Annotated in this window: 23 protein-coding genes; 19 read left to right on the top strand and 4 right to left on the bottom strand. The window is 69.7% G+C overall.

The genetic code is table 11. From position 1 onward, the window contains the following. Window positions 1–143 precede the first annotated feature (143 nt). From Q8S38_RS18275 to Q8S38_RS18230, 10 genes are all read left to right on the top strand, one after another. A complete protein-coding gene (locus Q8S38_RS18275) occupies window positions 144–1,685 on the top strand; it encodes a helicase HerA-like domain-containing protein (RefSeq protein ID WP_305681774.1) in 1,542 nt (513 codons plus the stop codon). Window positions 1,686–1,936: 251 nt separating this feature from the next. Then, window positions 1,937–3,328: a dipeptidase gene (locus Q8S38_RS18270; protein WP_305681773.1), complete on the top strand. Its 1,392-nt coding sequence runs from the start codon at window positions 1,937–1,939 to the stop codon at window positions 3,326–3,328. Between the two features lie 4 nt (window positions 3,329–3,332). Next, window positions 3,333–3,914 (top strand): LOG family protein, encoded by a 582-nt coding sequence (locus Q8S38_RS18265; protein ID WP_305681772.1) that lies wholly within the window; start codon window positions 3,333–3,335, stop codon window positions 3,912–3,914. Window positions 3,915–4,075: 161 nt separating this feature from the next. Then, window positions 4,076–4,459 carry a hypothetical protein gene (locus Q8S38_RS18260; protein WP_305681771.1) on the top strand — a complete coding sequence of 128 codons (384 nt, stop codon included), beginning with the start codon at window positions 4,076–4,078 and terminating at the stop codon, window positions 4,457–4,459. Then, on the top strand, window positions 4,407–5,717 hold the full coding sequence (locus Q8S38_RS18255) for a DNA-packaging protein (protein ID WP_305681770.1): 1,311 nt from the start codon (window positions 4,407–4,409) through the stop codon (window positions 5,715–5,717). The genes Q8S38_RS18260 and Q8S38_RS18255 overlap by 53 nt, the downstream gene beginning before the upstream one ends. A 121-nt stretch (window positions 5,718–5,838) precedes the next feature. After that, on the top strand, window positions 5,839–7,023 hold the full coding sequence (locus tag Q8S38_RS18250) for a phage portal protein (protein ID WP_305681769.1): 1,185 nt from the start codon (window positions 5,839–5,841) through the stop codon (window positions 7,021–7,023). Beyond that, entirely contained in the window at window positions 7,020–7,220 is a 201-nt protein-coding gene (locus Q8S38_RS18245; protein ID WP_069054486.1) for a hypothetical protein, read from the top strand. The genes Q8S38_RS18250 and Q8S38_RS18245 overlap by 4 nt, the downstream gene beginning before the upstream one ends. Further along, entirely contained in the window at window positions 7,217–7,399 is a 183-nt protein-coding gene (locus Q8S38_RS18240) for a hypothetical protein (RefSeq protein WP_305681768.1), read from the top strand. Before Q8S38_RS18245 ends, Q8S38_RS18240 begins: the two co-directional genes overlap by 4 nt. Beyond that, window positions 7,396–7,917, top strand: a complete 522-nt coding sequence (locus tag Q8S38_RS18235; protein WP_305681767.1) for an HK97 family phage prohead protease — start codon at window positions 7,396–7,398, stop codon at window positions 7,915–7,917. The genes Q8S38_RS18240 and Q8S38_RS18235 overlap by 4 nt, the downstream gene beginning before the upstream one ends. A 25-nt stretch (window positions 7,918–7,942) precedes the next feature. Continuing rightward, a complete protein-coding gene (locus tag Q8S38_RS18230) occupies window positions 7,943–9,187 on the top strand; it encodes a phage major capsid protein (protein ID WP_305681766.1) in 1,245 nt (414 codons plus the stop codon). Between the two features lie 24 nt (window positions 9,188–9,211). On the opposite strand, the gene Q8S38_RS18225 is transcribed toward Q8S38_RS18230, so the two are convergent. Both Q8S38_RS18225 and Q8S38_RS18220 read right to left on the bottom strand, forming a co-directional pair. Next, a complete protein-coding gene (locus Q8S38_RS18225) occupies window positions 9,212–10,054 on the bottom strand; it encodes a S1 family peptidase (RefSeq protein ID WP_305681765.1) in 843 nt (280 codons plus the stop codon). 65 nt (window positions 10,055–10,119) lie between these two features. Next, window positions 10,120–10,902 carry a S1 family peptidase gene (locus tag Q8S38_RS18220; protein ID WP_305681764.1) on the bottom strand — a complete coding sequence of 261 codons (783 nt, stop codon included), beginning with the start codon at window positions 10,900–10,902 and terminating at the stop codon, window positions 10,120–10,122. Window positions 10,903–10,973: 71 nt separating this feature from the next. Here Q8S38_RS18220 and Q8S38_RS18215 point away from each other — a divergent pair, with 71 nt between their 5' ends. The 9 genes from Q8S38_RS18215 to Q8S38_RS18175 are packed head-to-tail and all read left to right on the top strand — an operon-like array spanning window position 10,974 to window position 15,442. Beyond that, entirely contained in the window at window positions 10,974–11,543 is a 570-nt protein-coding gene (locus Q8S38_RS18215; RefSeq protein ID WP_305681763.1) for a head-tail connector protein, read from the top strand. Window positions 11,544–11,546: 3 nt separating this feature from the next. Further along, window positions 11,547–11,891 carry a phage head closure protein gene (locus Q8S38_RS18210; RefSeq protein WP_305681762.1) on the top strand — a complete coding sequence of 115 codons (345 nt, stop codon included), beginning with the start codon at window positions 11,547–11,549 and terminating at the stop codon, window positions 11,889–11,891. Then, the gene (locus tag Q8S38_RS18205; RefSeq protein ID WP_305681761.1) at window positions 11,888–12,298 is read left to right on the top strand and encodes a DUF3168 domain-containing protein; all 411 of its coding nucleotides are present in this window, start codon (window positions 11,888–11,890) and stop codon (window positions 12,296–12,298) included. Before Q8S38_RS18210 ends, Q8S38_RS18205 begins: the two co-directional genes overlap by 4 nt. Before the next feature lie 31 nt (window positions 12,299–12,329). Continuing rightward, a complete protein-coding gene (locus Q8S38_RS18200) occupies window positions 12,330–12,740 on the top strand; it encodes a phage major tail protein, TP901-1 family (protein WP_054144127.1) in 411 nt (136 codons plus the stop codon). Window positions 12,741–12,751: 11 nt separating this feature from the next. Further along, the gene (locus Q8S38_RS18195; protein ID WP_305681760.1) at window positions 12,752–13,120 is read left to right on the top strand and encodes a gene transfer agent family protein; all 369 of its coding nucleotides are present in this window, start codon (window positions 12,752–12,754) and stop codon (window positions 13,118–13,120) included. Beyond that, entirely contained in the window at window positions 13,117–13,323 is a 207-nt protein-coding gene (locus Q8S38_RS18190) for a phage tail assembly chaperone (protein WP_305681759.1), read from the top strand. The genes Q8S38_RS18195 and Q8S38_RS18190 overlap by 4 nt, the downstream gene beginning before the upstream one ends. A gap of 37 nt (window positions 13,324–13,360) precedes the next feature. Further along, window positions 13,361–13,966, top strand: coding sequence for a phage tail tape measure protein (locus Q8S38_RS18185; RefSeq protein WP_305681758.1), 606 nt, complete (start codon window positions 13,361–13,363; stop codon window positions 13,964–13,966). Between the two features lie 12 nt (window positions 13,967–13,978). Then, a complete protein-coding gene (locus tag Q8S38_RS18180) occupies window positions 13,979–14,617 on the top strand; it encodes a DUF2460 domain-containing protein (protein WP_305681757.1) in 639 nt (212 codons plus the stop codon). A 21-nt stretch (window positions 14,618–14,638) separates the two neighbouring features. Next, window positions 14,639–15,442, top strand: coding sequence for a DUF2163 domain-containing protein (locus tag Q8S38_RS18175; protein WP_305681756.1), 804 nt, complete (start codon window positions 14,639–14,641; stop codon window positions 15,440–15,442). Window positions 15,443–15,510: 68 nt separating this feature from the next. Here the strand turns inward: Q8S38_RS18175 and Q8S38_RS18170 are convergent, their stop codons facing one another. Together Q8S38_RS18170 and Q8S38_RS18165 are read right to left on the bottom strand one after the other, a co-directional pair. Then, on the bottom strand, window positions 15,511–15,702 hold the full coding sequence (locus tag Q8S38_RS18170) for a hypothetical protein (RefSeq protein WP_305681755.1): 192 nt from the start codon (window positions 15,700–15,702) through the stop codon (window positions 15,511–15,513). 39 nt (window positions 15,703–15,741) lie between these two features. Further along, window positions 15,742–16,003: hypothetical protein (locus tag Q8S38_RS18165; RefSeq protein WP_305681754.1), on the bottom strand; the 262-nt coding region annotated here is incomplete at its 5' end.

Genomic DNA, 16,003 nt, shown 5'->3' with positions numbered 1-16,003 from the left:
CCTGTCGTTGGGTGTGGCGCGAGATAGTTCACATATCAACGTTTCGATCAAGTGGTCGCGCGGCCCTGCGATCGGGCTTCCGCCCGCGGGCGCGTTTCGCTACACCCTTGCCCTGACGTTTCGATAACGCAACAGGCAGGGCCATGGCTGAAGACGGCGCGATTCTGATCGGCAAGAGCTGGAAGCCGGAGACCCTCCTGCTCAAGCTCGCCAACCGGCACGGCCTCGTCACCGGCGCAACCGGCACCGGCAAGACCGTGACGCTGCAGGTGCTGGCCGAGGGCTTCGCCCGCGAGGGCGTTCCCGTCTTCGCGGCCGACATCAAGGGCGACCTGTCGGGGATCGCTGCGCCCGGTGATTCCAAGCCGCCCTTCGTCAAGCGCGCCGAAGAGATCGGCGTGAAATACGAGGCGGACCAGTTCACCACCGTGTTCTGGGACGTCTTCGGCGAGCAGGGGCACCCCGTCCGCGCCACGATCTCAGAGATGGGGCCGCTGCTGCTGGCCCGCCTGCTCGATCTCAACGAGACGCAGGAGGGCGTGCTCAACATCGCCTTCCGGATCGCCGACGAACAGAAGCTGCTGCTGCTCGACCTCAAGGATCTGCGCGCGATCCTCGGCTTCATCGCCGAGAACGCCAAGGACCTGACCACCAAATATGGCAACGTCACCTCGCAGACGGTCGGCACCATCCAGCGCGCGCTGCTGGTGCTGGAAAACCAGAAGGGCGACCTGTTCTTCGGCGAGCCGGCGCTCGAAATCTCCGATCTGATGCGGACGGACCGCTATGGCCGCGGCATCGTCAACATCATGGCCGCCGACAAGCTGATGGCCAATCCGCGGCTCTATGCGACCTTCCTGCTCTGGCTGCTCTCGGAGCTGTTCGAGCAGCTGCCCGAGGTCGGCGATCTCGACAAGCCCAAGCTCGTCTTCTTCTTCGACGAGGCGCATCTGCTCTTCAACGGTGCGCCCAAGGCGCTGCTGACGGCGGTCGAGCAGGTCGTGCGGCTGATCCGCTCGAAGGGCGTCGGCGTCTATTTCGTCACGCAGAACCCGCTCGACATCCCCGAGACCGTGCTGGCCCAGCTCGGCAACCGCGTGCAGCACGCGCTGCGCGCCTTCACCCCGCGCGACCAGAAGGCGGTCAAGGCGGCCGCCGAAACCTTCCGCCAGAACCCCAAGATCAACACCGCAGAGGCGATCATGCATCTGGCGGTCGGCGAGGCGCTGATCTCGACGCTCGAGGGCCGGGGCTCGCCCACGGTCGTCGAGCGCACGCTGATCGCCCCGCCCATGGCGCAGGTCGGGCCCTGCTCGGCACAGATCCGCCAGCAGGCGCTGAGCGAGTCGGGCTTCAAGGGCAAGTACGACACCATGGTCGACCGCGAGTCGGCCTATGAGGAGCTGATGAGCCGCAAGAACATGGCGCCCGAAGGCGAAGTCGTCGAGGCATCGACGACGGGGGGCGGCGGCATCCTCGACACGATCGGCGGCTGGCTCGGCGGCGGCGCGCCGCAGCAGCGCCCCAAGACCGGCCCCGGCAGCCGCGGCGGCGCCCTGCCGCAGAGCATGGCCGAGAAAGTGCTCACCTCGGCCGCCCGCTCGGCCGCGACCACGATCGGCCGCCAGGTCGGCACCGCGATCCTGCGCGGGGTGCTCGGCAGCATGATGGGCGGGAAGCGGTAGCGGCTGTCATTCCGGGGCGCGCCAAGGGCGCGAACCCGGAACCCACGACCGGGTGAGCGGCGGGATCAGTCGTCACATCCCCGCGTGTACCCAGTCATGGGTTCCGGGTTCTTCGCTGACGCGAAGCCCCGGAAAGACAGGTTCAAGACGGCCATGAACCAATCCTGCTGACGCCGCCCCCGCGCCTTGCCATGATGGCGTTACCTGAATCGGCTCAGCCTCTCCGCCCGAGCCCAGCCTTGCCGAGTGCCATGACAAAGCTTCCCGCGATCCTCGCCCGCCTCGATGCCGATCTCGACGCCTCGCTGGCGCGCCTGTCCTCCTGGCTCGAAATCCCCTCGATCTCGACCGATTCGGCTTACGCCGCCGACAGCCGCCGCGCGGCGGAGTGGCTGGCGAGGGATCTGGAATCGCTCGGCTTCACCGCCGGCCTGCGCGAGACGCCCGGGCATCCGATCGTGCTCGCCCATCGCCCCAAGGCGGGCGCGCCGCATGTGCTGTTCTACGGCCATTACGACGTCCAGCCGGTGGACCCGCTGGAGCTCTGGGACACCAAGCCCTTCGAGCCCGTGATCAAGGAGATCGAGCCCGGCCGGAAGGTCATCGTCGCGCGCGGGGCCTGCGACGACAAGGGTCAGGTCATGACCTTCGTCGAGGCGCTGCGGGCGACGCTCAGTGAGACTGGCGATCTGCCGATCGGCGTCACCGTGATGGTCGAGGGCGAGGAGGAATCGGGCTCGGTCAACCTCCCGGCCTTCGTCCGCGACAATGCCGCCGAGCTGAAGGCGGATTTCGCGCTCGTCTGCGACACCGGCATGTGGGACCGGCAGACGCCAGCCATCACCGCCTCGCTGCGCGGCCTGGTTTATCAGGAGGTGACGATCACCTGCGCCGACCGCGACCTGCATTCCGGCCTGTTCGGCGGCGCGGCCGCCAACCCCGTCCATGTGCTGGCAAAGATCGTCGCGGCGCTGCATGACGAGGACGGGCGCATCACGCTGCCGGGCTTCTATGACGGCGTCGAGGAGCCGACGAACCAGCAAAAGGCCGACTGGGCCGACCTCAACCTCACCGAGGACGAGTTCCTCGGCCAGATCGGGCTGAAGCACTCGATCGGCGAGAAGGGGCGCATGCTGATCGAGCAGATCCAGTCCCGCCCGACCTGCGACGTCAACGGGCTCTGGGGTGGCTATACCGGGGAGGGCACCAAGACGGTGATCGCCGGCAAGGCCTCGGCCAAAGTCTCCTTCCGCCTCGTCGGTAGCCAAGACCCCGAGAAGATCGCCGCCGCCTTCCAGGCCTTCGTGCGCGAGCGGCTGCCGGCCGATGTAACGGCGGACTTCGTCGCCCATGGCGCCTCGCCGGCCATCGCCGTGCCGGTCGAGTCGCAGGCCCTGCGCCAGGCGCAGAATGCGCTGACCGAGGAATGGGGCCGCAAGGCGGTCACCATCGGCTCGGGCGGCTCGATCCCCGTCGTCGGCGATTTCAAGCGCCTGCTCGGCATCGACACGCTGCTCGTCGGCTTCGGGCTCGACGACGACCGCGTGCATTCGCCCAACGAGAAATACGACCTCTCCTCCGTCCACAAGGGCCAGCGCTCCTGGGCACGCATCCTGCAGGCGCTTGCCGCGAAGGGGGGCTGAGCCGATGAAATCCGTCTGCGTGTTCTGCGGGTCGAACCCCGGCAATGATCCCGTCTATGCCGAAGGCGCCCGCGCCATGGGCGCCGAGATCGCAAGGCGCGGCATGGTGCTGGTCTATGGCGGCGGCGCGGTCGGGCTGATGGGCATCGTCGCCGATGCGGCGCTCGCGGCGGGCGGCGAGGTTCATGGCATCATCCCCCGCGCGCTGCGCGAGAAGGAGGTCGGCCATCACCACCTGACCCGGCTCGAGATCGTCGAGACCATGCATATCCGCAAGGCCCGCATGGCCGAGCTCTCGGAGGGCTTCATCGCCATGCCCGGCGGCATCGGCACCTTCGAGGAGCTGTTCGAGATCTGGACCTGGGCCCAGCTCGGCATCCACGACAAGCCGCTCGCCTTCCTCAATGTCGCGGGCTTCTACGACCCGCTGGCGACCTTCCTGGACAACACGGTGGAGGCCGGCTTCCTGAAGCAGACCCACCGTGCCATGACCATCACCGACACCCAGCCCGCGACCCTGCTCGACCGGATGGAGCAGTATGTGCCGGCGGTGACGTATAAATGGGTGGAGAAGGAGGAGGTGTGAGGGCCTCCGGCCGATCGCCTCTCGGTTGTAGGAAATTAGTCCTTGACAGCGTCACGCTGATCCGCTAGACATCAGGAACTCTCACGAAGTGTGACCAGACGCCAAGCCGCCGCGCTCCCCGCCGGCGGCTTTCGCATGTCGGGCCCTGCGAGGTTCTATCCATGTCCGATTCCGATGAAGACGCGCCGGCGCTGCCGGTCGCGAAGGGTAAGCGCTTGTCCGTGGCCCGCAAGGCCGTGGTGACGCGGCTCTGGCGCGCCGCGCAGCGCCAGCTCGACGCGCATGAGGCGCGGCTCGAGGAACTGCCGAAGGGCGCCGCGGCCAGCGAATCCGAGGCCAAGGCGCTCGCTGTGCTGGCCCGCACCGTGCGCGAACTGGTGGCGCTCGACGCGGCGGCGCCCGGCCGGGAGGACAGATCCACCGATGAACTCTCGCCCGCCGCCGGACTGCGCCATGTCGCCGAACTCCGAAAGGAGCTTGCACGACGTCTTGATGCGCTTGCCGATCGAGAGCTGGGCCAGGCTGATCCCCCAGATCGTTCCTGATCTGGACGCTGACAGTGTGGTGGCCCTCAGTGAGTGCTGGACCCTGTTCGGTCGGCTCGATCAAAAGCTTGGTGAACCGCCGCACAAGTCCGTCTGGCTCGTCCTGGGCGGTCGGGGCGCGGGCAAGACCCGCACCGGCGCCGAATGGGTCAAGGGCATGGCGCTGGGGCAGGAGCCTTATGCGCAGGCGGCGACGCAACGCATCGCGCTGGTCGGCGAGACGCAAGGCCAGGTCCGCGACGTCATGATCGAGGGCGTCTCCGGGCTGCTCGCGATCCACACACGCTGGGAGCGGCCGAGCTGGTATCCCTCGCGGCGGCGGCTCGAATGGCCCAATGGCGCCATCGCCCAGGTGTTTTCGGCGGAAGATCCGGAAGGGTTGCGCGGCCCGCAATTCGGCGCCGCCTGGTCCGACGAACTGGCGAAATGGCCGAACCTTCAGGAGACCTGGGACATGCTGCAATTCGGGCTTCGCCTCGGCGACCGGCCGCGCCAGATCATCACGACGACGCCGCGTCCCGTGCCGCTGATCAAGCGGCTGCTGGACGATCCGCAAGTGGCCGTCAGCCGCGCCGCGACCAGCGCCAACCGCTTCAACCTCGCCGCCGACTTCATCCGCAGCGTGACGCAGAGCTATGGCGGCACGCGGCTCGGCCGGCAGGAACTCGACGGCGAACTGGTCGAGGAAAGCGCCGATGCGCTCTGGACGCGCGCGATGATCGAGGATTGCCGGGAGCGGGAGGCGCCGGCTCTGGCGCGGATCGTGGTCGCGGTCGATCCGCCGGCCTCGTCCTCGGCCCGGGCCGATTCCTGCGGGCTGGTGGTCGCAGGCCTCGACCGCGACGGCCTCGGCCATGTGCTGGAAGACGGCACCGTGTCCGGCGCCCGCCCGCATGAATGGGCGGCCAAGGCGGTCGCGCTCTACCGGCGTTTTGAAGCTGATGCGCTCGTCGTCGAGGTCAATCAGGGCGGCGAGATGGCGACCGCCGTCATCCGCGAGGTCGATCCGGGCGTGCCGGTGAGCGCGGTCAGGGCGACGCGCGGCAAATATCTGAGGGCCGAGCCGGTGGCGGCGCTCTATGCGCAGGGGCGGGTGCGCCATGCCGGCACCTTTCCCGCGCTCGAGGACGAGATGTGTGATTTCGGCCCCGGCGGCCTGAGTTCGGGCCGCTCGCCCGACCGGCTCGATGCGCTCGTCTGGGCGCTGACCCATCTGATGCTCGGCCCCAGGGGCCGGCCGCGGGTGAGGGGGATTTAGGTTCAGACGCCGTCATTCTCGGGCCGCGTCAGCGGACCCGAGAAGCTCGGGACGAGAATGCACTGGTTTCAGAGATGCTCGGGTCGAGCCCGAGCATGACGCACTCATAAGCGAGACCTCCATGCTCAATTTCCTTCGCCACCTGCGCGGCTCCGCCGCGCCGGAACGCAAGCGCTCGCGCGTCGGGCCGCTGATCGCGCTGCATGAGGCCGGTCGCCCGGTCTGGACGCCGCGCGATTATGCGGCGCTGGCCCGCGAGGGCTATGAGCGCAACCCGGTCGTGCATCGCTGCGTCCGACTCATCGCGGAAGCCGCGGCGCAGACGCCGCTGTCCGCCAAGGTGGGTGATCGCGAAATGCCGGAGCATCCGGCGCTCGCGCTGATCGACAGGCCCAATCCGCGCCAGGGTGGCATCGCCTTCCGCGAGATGCTGTTCGGGCATCTGCTGGTCGCCGGCAATGCCTATGTCGAGGCGGCAAGCGCAGGCGCCGAGCCGCGCGAGCTCTATGCGCTGCGGCCCGACCGGATGAAGGTCGTCCCCGGCCGCGATGGCTGGCCGGAAGCCTATGACTACACCGTCGGCGGCGACACGATCCGCTTCCGGCAGGACGAGGGAACGGTCCCGCCGATCCTGCATCTGACGCTCTTCCATCCGGTCGACGACCATTACGGCCTGTCGCCGATCGAGGCCGCCGCCTGCTCGCTCGACATCCACAATGCCGCCAGCGCCTGGCACAAGGGCCTGCTCGACAATGCGGCGCGGCCCTCCGGCGCACTGGTCTATGACGGGCCGGACGGGGCGAGCCTCACCGACGCGCAGTTCGAGCGGCTGAAGGCCGAGCTGGAGGAGAGCTTCCAGGGCGCCCGCAATGCCGGCCGGCCGCTGCTGCTCGAAGGCGGGCTCGACTGGAAGCCGCTCTCGCTGACACCGGCGGAACTCGATTTCGTGGCCGCCAAGGGCGTCGCGGCGCGCGAGATCGCGCTCGCCTTCGGCGTGCCGCCGCTGCTGCTGGGCCTGCCCGGCGACAACACCCACGCCAATTTCGCCGAGGCCAACCGCGCCTTCTGGCGCCAGACCGCGATCCCGCTGGTGCGGCGCACGGCGCAGTCGCTGGCGCAGTGGCTCGGCCCCGCCTTCGGCGGCGAGCTGACGCTGGAACCCGATCTCGACGCCATCGAGGCGCTGGCCGAGGAGCGAGAATCGCTCTGGCGCCGGCTCGGCGCGGCGACCTTCCTCAGCGAGGACGAGAAGCGCGAGGCGGTCGGCTACGGCCGGGCGCCGCGAGCGGGGGAGGCGAACCCATGAACCTGCTCGACCAGATCGTCACCGCCTTCGTCGGGCGCGCCGATGTCGGCCATCTCGGGCTGCTGCTCTGGGCTGCGACGGCCTCGGCCGCAGCCTGGTTCGTGATGCGCGAGCTCTCCGCCGCCAACCGCCGCTTCGACGACTTCGTGCGCGAACTCAACCGCTTCAACGCCCGTCACGAGGGGGACCAGCCATGACGCGTTCCGCAGACCAGAAGCCCGCCCCGCCGAAATCCTCCGGCCCGGGCCGCAGCCCGCCGCGGCAGCCGGCGCGCGGGCCGGCCAACACCGAGGTCTTCGGCCGCTTCCTGCGCAATCTGGCCCGGCTGGAGGGCGGTGCGAGGCCTGCGGGCAAGGCCGGGGAGCGGGCGCGATGAGGGCGCTTGCACCCGCCGGCGCCTGCGACCGCGAGTCCAAGTTCCTGCCGCTGCCGCCGGCGCGCATCGGTCTCGACGGGCTGTTCGAGGGCTATGCGAGCCTGTTCGGCATCGCCGATCTCGGCAAGGACATCGTCGAACGCGGCGCCTTTCGCGAGAGCCTGGCGCGGCGCGGGCCGGCCGGCGTCAAGCTGCTCTGGCAGCATGATCCCGCCGAGCCGATCGGCCGCTGGCTCGCGCTGACCGAAGATTCGCGCGGGCTCTTCGTCAGGGGGCAGCTCTCGCTCGCCGTCGCCCGCGCCCGCGAGATCCACGCCCTGATGCGCGAAGGCGCGGTGGACGGGCTCTCGATCGGGTTCCGTTCAGAACGTGCCCGCACCGAGCCGCGCAGCGGCCTGCGCCGGCTGGAGCGGATCGACCTCTGGGAGATCTCGATCGTCACCTTCCCGATGCTGCCGCAGGCGCGGATCTCCGCCGTCAAGGCGCTGCGCAGCGCATCTGCCTTCGCTCACGCCTGAAACCATTTTTCCCGAAGGAGAGACCATGACCACTGCCAACCACGCTCCCGAGAGCAAGGCCGCCGGCGCCGATCTGTCGCTGGCCTTCGACGATCTCCGCTACACGCTGGAAAGCTACCGCATCAGCAATGACGAGCGCCTGGCGCAGATCGAAAGCCGCCGCGGCGTCGATCCCCTGACCGAGGAGAAGATGGCGCGCATCGACACCGCGCTCGACGACGCGACGCGCCGTCTCGACCGGCTGACGCTCGACCGCAGCCGCCCGGCGCTCGGCCGCGACGAGCCGCGCGATCCGCTGGTCGGCGAGCACAAGGCCGCCTTCGCATCCTATGTCCGCAGCGGCGAGGCCGGCGGGCTGAAGCGTCTCGAGGGCAAGGCGCTCTCGGCCGGTTCCGGCCCCGACGGCGGCTACCTCGCCCCCTCCAGCGTCGAGAGCGAGATCCTGCGGCGCCTGTCCAGCGTTTCGCCGATCCGCAGCCTGGCGACGGTGCGGACGATCTCGTCTGGCACCTACAAGAAGGCCTTCTCGACCACGGGGCCGGCCTCGGGCTGGGTCGGCGAGACGGCGGCGCGGCCGCAGACCGGCTCGCCCACCCTGGCGGAGCTGAGCTTCCCGGCGATGGAACTCTACGCCATGCCGGCGGCGACGCAGACCCTGCTCGACGACGCCATCGTCAACATCGACCAGTGGATCGCCGAGGAGGTCGAGAGCGCCTTCGCCGAGCAGGAGGGGGCGGCCTTCGTCAATGGTGACGGCATCGACAAGCCCAAGGGCTTCCTGGCCTATCCGACGGTGGCGGAGGCGAGCTGGAGCTGGGGCAATATCGGCGTGCTCAACACCGGCGTCGCCGGCGGCTTCGCGGCGGCCAACCCCTCCGACATCCTGGTCGATCTCGTCTATGCGCTGAAGGCCGGCTACCGCCAGAACGCGTCCTTCGTGATGAACCGCAAGACGCAAGCCCAGCTGCGCAAGTTCAAGGACTCGACCGGCCAGTATCTCTGGCAGCCGCCGGCCTCAGTCGGAGCGCCCGCCTCGCTGCTCGGCTTCCCGCTGGTCGAGGCGGAGGACATGCCCAACATCGCCAACAATGCGGTGTCGCTGGCCTTCGGCGATTTCCGGCGCGGCTATCTGGTCGTCGACCGGGCGGGCGTGCGCATCCTGCGCGATCCCTACTCCGCCAAGCCCTATGTGCTGTTTTACACCACCAAGCGCGTCGGCGGCGGTGTGCAGGACTTCGCCGCGATCAAGGGGCTGAAATTCGCGGTGTGACCAGGATGGGGTCGCGCCCTGTCGTCAGCGCGAGAACCACCAGCTGTAGCCGGCCGCCGGTGGCGGCCGGTCGAGCGCGCGCGGGTTGGAGCCCATCGCCAGCAGCCTCGCCGCGCTTTCGGTGATCCAGCCGCGATGCTCGCTGATCGGCGTGATCGCGGTAAAGCCGCCGCAGATGCGCCGCTCGCGCGTGTTCAGCGGACCGCTCGACCAGCTGACGATACCCACGAGATCGCGCGAGCGGACGTCGCCGCGCAGGACAGGGCCACCGGAATCGCCACGGCAGGCGCCAGCGCCAGGGGTCTCGCCGCGCGCTTCGGCATCGACGGCGACCTTGACCGTGTTCTGTGTGGTGTAGTTGCCGGCATTGACCAGCCGGGTCTCACGCAGGCGCCGTGCGGTGTTCTTGTTGGTTTCCACCGAGAGGCCGAAACCGGCCATGGTGACGCTTTCGCCCTGCCACAGGCTCCCACCCAGCGTCACGGGCTGGATATCCGCCGGTAGCGGGGCCGCCAGCCGCAGCATCGCGAGATCGGCGCCAGGCTGGGTGCGAGGTGTCGTCCCGGGCACGAAGCTCGGATGCGGCAGCACCGCGACGACGGCGTGCCGGCGCGCGCGGAAACGGGTGTCGAGGCTGACGACGCTGACCGAACCGCCGCCCATCAGGCAATGCGCCGCGGTCAGGACCAGCTCCGGCGCGATCACCGCGCCCGAACAGAGCTCACCGCGGCTGGTTTCGACGCGCAGCGTCGAGGCCCGCGCACCGCGCACATCCTGGGAGGCCGAGCCGCCGACGACAGCCAGTGCCGGCACGGTGCCGGCGACCAGCGCGATGGCGAGAACGAAGACGAGATGAGGCGATGCCATGGTTCCAACCGGATGGACGAGCCGTTCTAATCTAGGGGCTGCCGCGCCCTAGTCCAGCCTTTCCGTCAACGACTGTTGCTCCAGGACGCGCTCTGGCCCCATTGCGACAGCGTGCCGTCGATCCAGCCGCGCTGCGGCGCGACGAGAACGCCCTGGCTCAGAAGCCCGCAGCTCTTGCCCGACGGACCCGTGGACCAGCTGGTGACGGCGACGACACCGCCATCGGCCGATGTCATCGGCCCGCCGGAATCGCCCTGGCAGGCGCCCGGCCCGGGCCGTTTTCCCGCACCGGCGGGATCGGCCGCCCAGAGCAGGATCTTGCCGGGACCATAAGGCTCGACCACGGCCAGCGCGGCGGACCGATACACGCCTGTGGTGCGCGCCTCGCCCTCGCGCGAGACGCCGTAGCCGGCAAGCCAGACCGCCGCTCCGGCGCGAGGCAGCCCGCCATCGACGAGGCTGGCGGGGGTGAAGCGAGCCGGCAGCGGCGCAGACAGCCGCACCAGAGCGAGGTCGATCGAGCGGCGCCGCGCGGTCACGGCATCGGCCTTGAATTCGGGATGCAGCGCGATCGTGGCCGGTGCGATCAGAACGGGCTCGCCGCCGCCATCCTTCCAGTGGATGCGCAGCTCCGTGCCGCCGGCCGCGCAATGGGCGGCGGTCAGGATTGCGCGGGCCGACACGACGATTCCGGTGCAGACGCCGCCACGCGCATTGAGAACCATCAGGGTCGAGCCCGCGACCGGCCCGCCATCGCGCCCGCCGACGACCGCGTCTGCGGAAGAGGATGCGGCCAGCGCCAGTCCGGCAGCCAGCCCGGCCGAGGCGGTCAAACGTCCGAGGTGCATCTGCGGCTCTCCGGGAGGGGAGCGTTGCATAGCGCGTCGACCCCGCGAACCAAACCTGAATCGGAGCGATCATGACGCCGCTTGCCCTGACCCCGCCGGCCCAGGAGCCGGTCTCGCTGTCCGAGGCCCGGGCCTTCCTGCGCCTCGACCAGATCGACGAGGACGATCTGCTGGGCACGCTGATCACGGCGGCGCGGCTGATGGTGGAGGCGGCGTCGGGCCGCCTGCTCGTCGACCAGAGCTGGCGCATCGTGATCGATCGCTGGCCCGATAGCGGCGAGATCCGCCTGCCGCTCTCGCCCATTAACGTCCTGACGGCGGCGCGTGTCTACGACGCGCTGGGCGCGGCCCAGCCGGTCGCCATGAACGCTCTGCAGCTCGATCCGTTGGCCGACCCGCCGGTGCTGCGCATCGTCGCGGAGGTGCCCGAGATCGGCCGGGACCGGGGCGCTATCGAGATTGACGTCGTCGCCGGATTCGGCGCGACGGCGGATGCCGTGCCGGCCTTGCTGCGGCAGGCGGTGCTGCGGCTGGCGGCGCGCTGGTTCGAGCGGCGGGGCGATGTCGTCGGCCGCGACGCCCTGGCTTTGCCGCCCGAGATCCTGGCGCTGATCGCGCCGTTTCGCCGCGCGAGGCTGTGAGCGATGGCGCCTTCGGATCACTATCGCGCGCCCGTCGGGGCGTTGCGCCGCCGGCTGACGCTCGAGGCGCCCGTGGCGACGCCGGACGGTCTCGGCGGGACGACCCAGGCCTTCGAAACCGTCGCGGCGCTCTGGGCCCAGCTCGAATGGCTTTCGGGCGGCGAGCACTGGCGGCGCGGTCGGCCCGAACAGGTCGCGACCGACCGCGTCACGCTGCGCTGGCGTCCGGGCGTCGATGCCGGTCAGCGCCTGCGTGACGGCAACCGCCTCTTCGACATCCGCGCGGTCGCGGATCCCGATGGCAGCCGGCGCCGCCTGATCTGCCTGGTCCAGGAGATCTCGCCATGAGCGACGCGATCCTCAGTCTGCGCGCGGCGCTCCAGGCACGGCTCGAAGCCGACGCCGATTTGGCCGCCCTGATCGGCCCCGGCCGCATCCATGACGAGGCGCCGCGCGCCGCGCGCGGCGTCTACATCGTCCATGGCGATGCCGAGGCGCTCGACTGGTCGACCGGCAGCGACCGCGGCTGCGAGCAGGATGTCGGCTTGACCGTCTGGGCCGGCGAAAGCGGCTCGTCACGGCGGGCGCTCGAGGCTGCGGCACGCATCGTCGCGGTTCTGGACGAGGCGTCGCCGACGCTTTCGGGGCACCGCCTGGTCAATCTGCGCTGGCGCTCGAGCCGCCTGGCACGCGACGGCGCGACGGGGCTCACCTTCGTGACGATCCGCTTTCGCGCCGTGACCGAAGCCCTCTGATCTCAACCAAACTGGACGAAGGAGAGCCGGAATGTCGGCACAGAAGGGCAAGGATCTGCTGCTCAAGGCAGCGGACGGCGGAGGCGTATTCGTCACGGTCGCCGGGCTGCGCGCCCGCCAGATCGCGTTCAACGCCGAGACGGTCGATGTGACGCATTCGGAATCCGCCGGCCGCTGGCGCGAATTGCTGGCGGGCGCAGGCATGCGGCGCGCCGCGATCAGCGGTGCCGGCATCTTCAAGGACGAGGCCTCGGACGCGCTCGTCCGCCAGATTTTCTTCGACGGCGCGATCCGCGACTGGCAGGTCATCGTGCCCGATTTCGGCACCATCACCGGCCCGTTCCAGCTGTCGAGCCTGGAATATCGCGGTGACCATGCCGGCGAGGTCACCTTCGACCTGTCGCTGGAATCGGCGGGCCAACTCGCCTTCGTCGCATTGTGAGGGAGCCGGTCATGATCAACCGCCACCGCGGCGAGACTGCCCTGATGGTCGATGGCGAGGCGCTGCCGATGCGGCTGACGCTGGGCGCGCTGGCCGAACTCGAACAGGCCTTCAGCGTCGACAGCCTGCCGGCGCTGGGCGAGCGCTTCGCGGGCGGCAGGCTCTCGGCCCGTGACGTCACACGCATCCTTGCGGCCGGCCTTCGCGGAGCCGGTAGCAGTGTCAGCGAAGACCAGGTCGCGGGCCTGGCCTTCGATGGCGGGCTCAACGGCGCGATCCGAGCCGCGATCGCTCTGCTCGACGCGACCTTCGGCGGCGCCGACGAAAGCGCTCCGGAGGCGGCGGACACCGCGCGCCCTCCGCGGCCGCCGGCGGCATGAGCCAGCCGGCGGTCGTCCCCTTTCCCTGGCGCGAGGTCATGGCCTTCGGGCTCGGCCGGCTCGGCTGGCCGCCCGCCGTGTTCTGGGCCGCGACGCCGCGCGAAATCGGCGCGGCGCTGCGGGCTCACCAACCCGCCGACGCCGCGACCGCGCTCCGGCGTGCCGACCTGCGGGCGCTGATGGCCGCCCATCCCGACGCCTGACGAGGCCGCCACCCCCTGATCGAAAGCGAGGCCCACCATGGCCGACGACGACATCGACCTGTCCTCCCGCCTCTCCGACCTGCGCGCGCTCGGGTCGCTCACCCAGAGCCTCGACAAATCCGCCGCGAGCTTCGGCAAATCGATCACCAACGCCTTCGCCAAGGGCATCGTCGAGGGCAAGCGCTTCGAAGACGTGCTGCGCAGCGTCGGCCGTTCGATGACGGAGAGCCTGCTGAAATCGGCGCTGAAGCCGCTACAGACCAGCCTGTCCAGCCTGCTCACGACGGGGATCAAAGGTCTGACCGGTTTGTTCGGGGGCGGCCTCAGCCTGGGCGGACTCGGCGGCGGGGCCAGCGTGGCGGTCGCCCCCTTTGCCGAGGGCGGGGTGATTGCCTCGCCGGCCTATTTCCCGCTCGGGCGCGGGCTCGGCCTGATGGGCGAGCGCGGCGCGGAGGCGATCCTGCCTTTGTCGCGCGGTGCTGATGGAAGGCTGGGCGTGCGCTCGTCCGGCAGCGAGGCGCGCCGCCCGCTCAATGTTGTCGTCCAGGTCGCCACGCCCGATGCCGACAGCTTCCGCCGCTCCGAGGCGCAGGTCTCGGCGGCGATCGCACGGGCCGTGGCGCGCGGCAGCCGGGCGCTGTGAGGACACTGGAGCATGCCCGATTTCCATGAGATCCGCTTTCCCACCGACGTCGCGCGGGGTGCGCGCGGCGGGCCCGAGCGCCTGACCCAGATCGTCACGCTGGCCTCGGGCCGGGAGGTCCGTAACAGCCGCTGGGCCCATTCGCGCCGCCGCTACGATGCCGGTGTCGGCATCCGCACGCTTGATGCGCTCTCGGCCGTCGTCGCCTTTTTCGAGGAGCGTCGCGGCCGGCTCTATGGGTTTCGCTGGCGCGACCGGCTCGACGGAAAGAGCTGTTCGCCATCGCAGACACATGCCGCCACCGACCAGGCCATCGGCACCGGCGACGGCGTGACGGCGAGCTTCCAGCTCTGCAAGCATTACGGCACGGGGATCGCGACCTGTCGCCGGGAGATCACCAAGCCCGTGCCTGGCGAGGTCTTGATCGCGGTCGACGGCGTCCCCACCGACCCCGCCCACTGGGCCTGCGATGCCACGACCGGCCTCGTGACCTTCGCTCCCGGGCATGTGCCGGGGCCGGGGGAGGTCGTGAGCGCCGGCTTCCTCTTCGACGTGCCGGTGCGCTTCGACATCGACGCGATCGAGGTCGATCTCTCGGCCTTCGAGGCCGGCGAGATCCCCCGCATCCCGATCGTCGAGATCATCCCGTGAGGCGAGACGAGGACAGCCCCGATGCGTGAGATCCCTGCGGCGCTCGCCGACCATCTGGCCCAAGGCGCTACGACCCTGTGCCGTTGCTGGAGCCTGACGCGCCGCGACGGCGCTGTGCTCGGCTTCACCGATCACGACAGGGCCTTGAGCTTCCACGGCATCGTCTTTGCCGCGGTGACGGGGCTCGAAGCGGCCGAAAGTGCCTCCGAACTCGGCTTCGCCATCGGCGGCGGCGACGTCTCGGGCGCGCTGGCGGCGATCGGCCTGAACGAGGCCGACATCGCCCGTGGCCTCTACGACGACGCGCGGGTCTCGGTCTGGCTGGTGAACTGGGCCGATACCGGCCAGCGGCTGCTGCTGGAGACAGGCTTCGTCGGCGAGATCCGGCGCGGCGACACTGCTTTCACCGCCGAGGTGAGGGGGCTTGCCAAGGCTTTCGACGAGGAGCGCGGCCGGCTCTACATGCGCTCCTGCGCGGCCGATCTCGGCGATGCCCGTTGTGGCGTCGCGCTCGTGCCGGTCGAGGCCAGCGTGGCGTCCAGCGACGGCAGGCTGGGCCTGACCGCGCCGGGGCTGTCAGCCTTTGCCGACGGGCATTTCACCGGCGGGCGGCTCGTCTTCACGGGAGGCGGCAATCTCGGCTTCGCCACCGAGGTGAAGCGCCACGCGGCCGCTGATGGCTTGACCGCGCTGCAGCTCTGGCAGGCGCCGGCGGCGGCGATCCAAGCGGGCGATACTGTAGCGCGAACAATCAAATGGCAACGAGCGAACAATCAAATGGCAACAGATCGCGTTTTGGATCGCTGCCGGTTGTTGTCGGGTTGAAGGTTCGTTGAACGGGTGCTTCTGATCCCGGCCCGCAGGTGAGCACCCATCTGCCTTGTAGATGAGTGCTAAGTGCGAGCCTTATCCGCTCGCTGTAGCCGGGCGGCCAGAGAGATCGCATCTCCCCGGCTTGCGACTTTGGCGACCGACCGCTTCACGATCTCGACCACGGTCCAGAGTTCGCCGTCGTCGCCGTATTGGCAGACCTGATATTCGACGGCCTTCTGCTGGGTCATGCGCTCGGCCTGGCTCTGAGCCATTTCGATCTCCGGTTAGCTGCGGCGAGTAAGAGTGGTGGGTCAGGCCGGGAGGCCGAGGGCCTTGATGCGGCTGAAAGCATCGAGCCAGACGCCATTGGCCAGGAAGCCGTTGCCGGGCGTCAGAAGGTGGCCGGTGTTGTCGTTGTAGTAGCCGAGCGCGTTGCCGATCGCCCAGCTTCCGCCCAGCGCCTCATTCACGCGCACGACCGGCACGTCCTTCACCAGCGCAACCTCGTAGATCTTGGCGATGTAGTCGGACAGCGGGTAGGCGAACGAACCGTCATCGGCATCGGGGACCGGC

The sequence above is a fragment of the Allobosea sp. genome, from assembly GCF_030695125.1.
Taxonomy (GTDB): Bacteria; Pseudomonadota; Alphaproteobacteria; order Rhizobiales; family Beijerinckiaceae; genus Allobosea.
The sequence above is the reverse complement of the archived record's forward strand: the minus strand, read 5'-3'. Positions and strand labels throughout refer to the sequence as shown.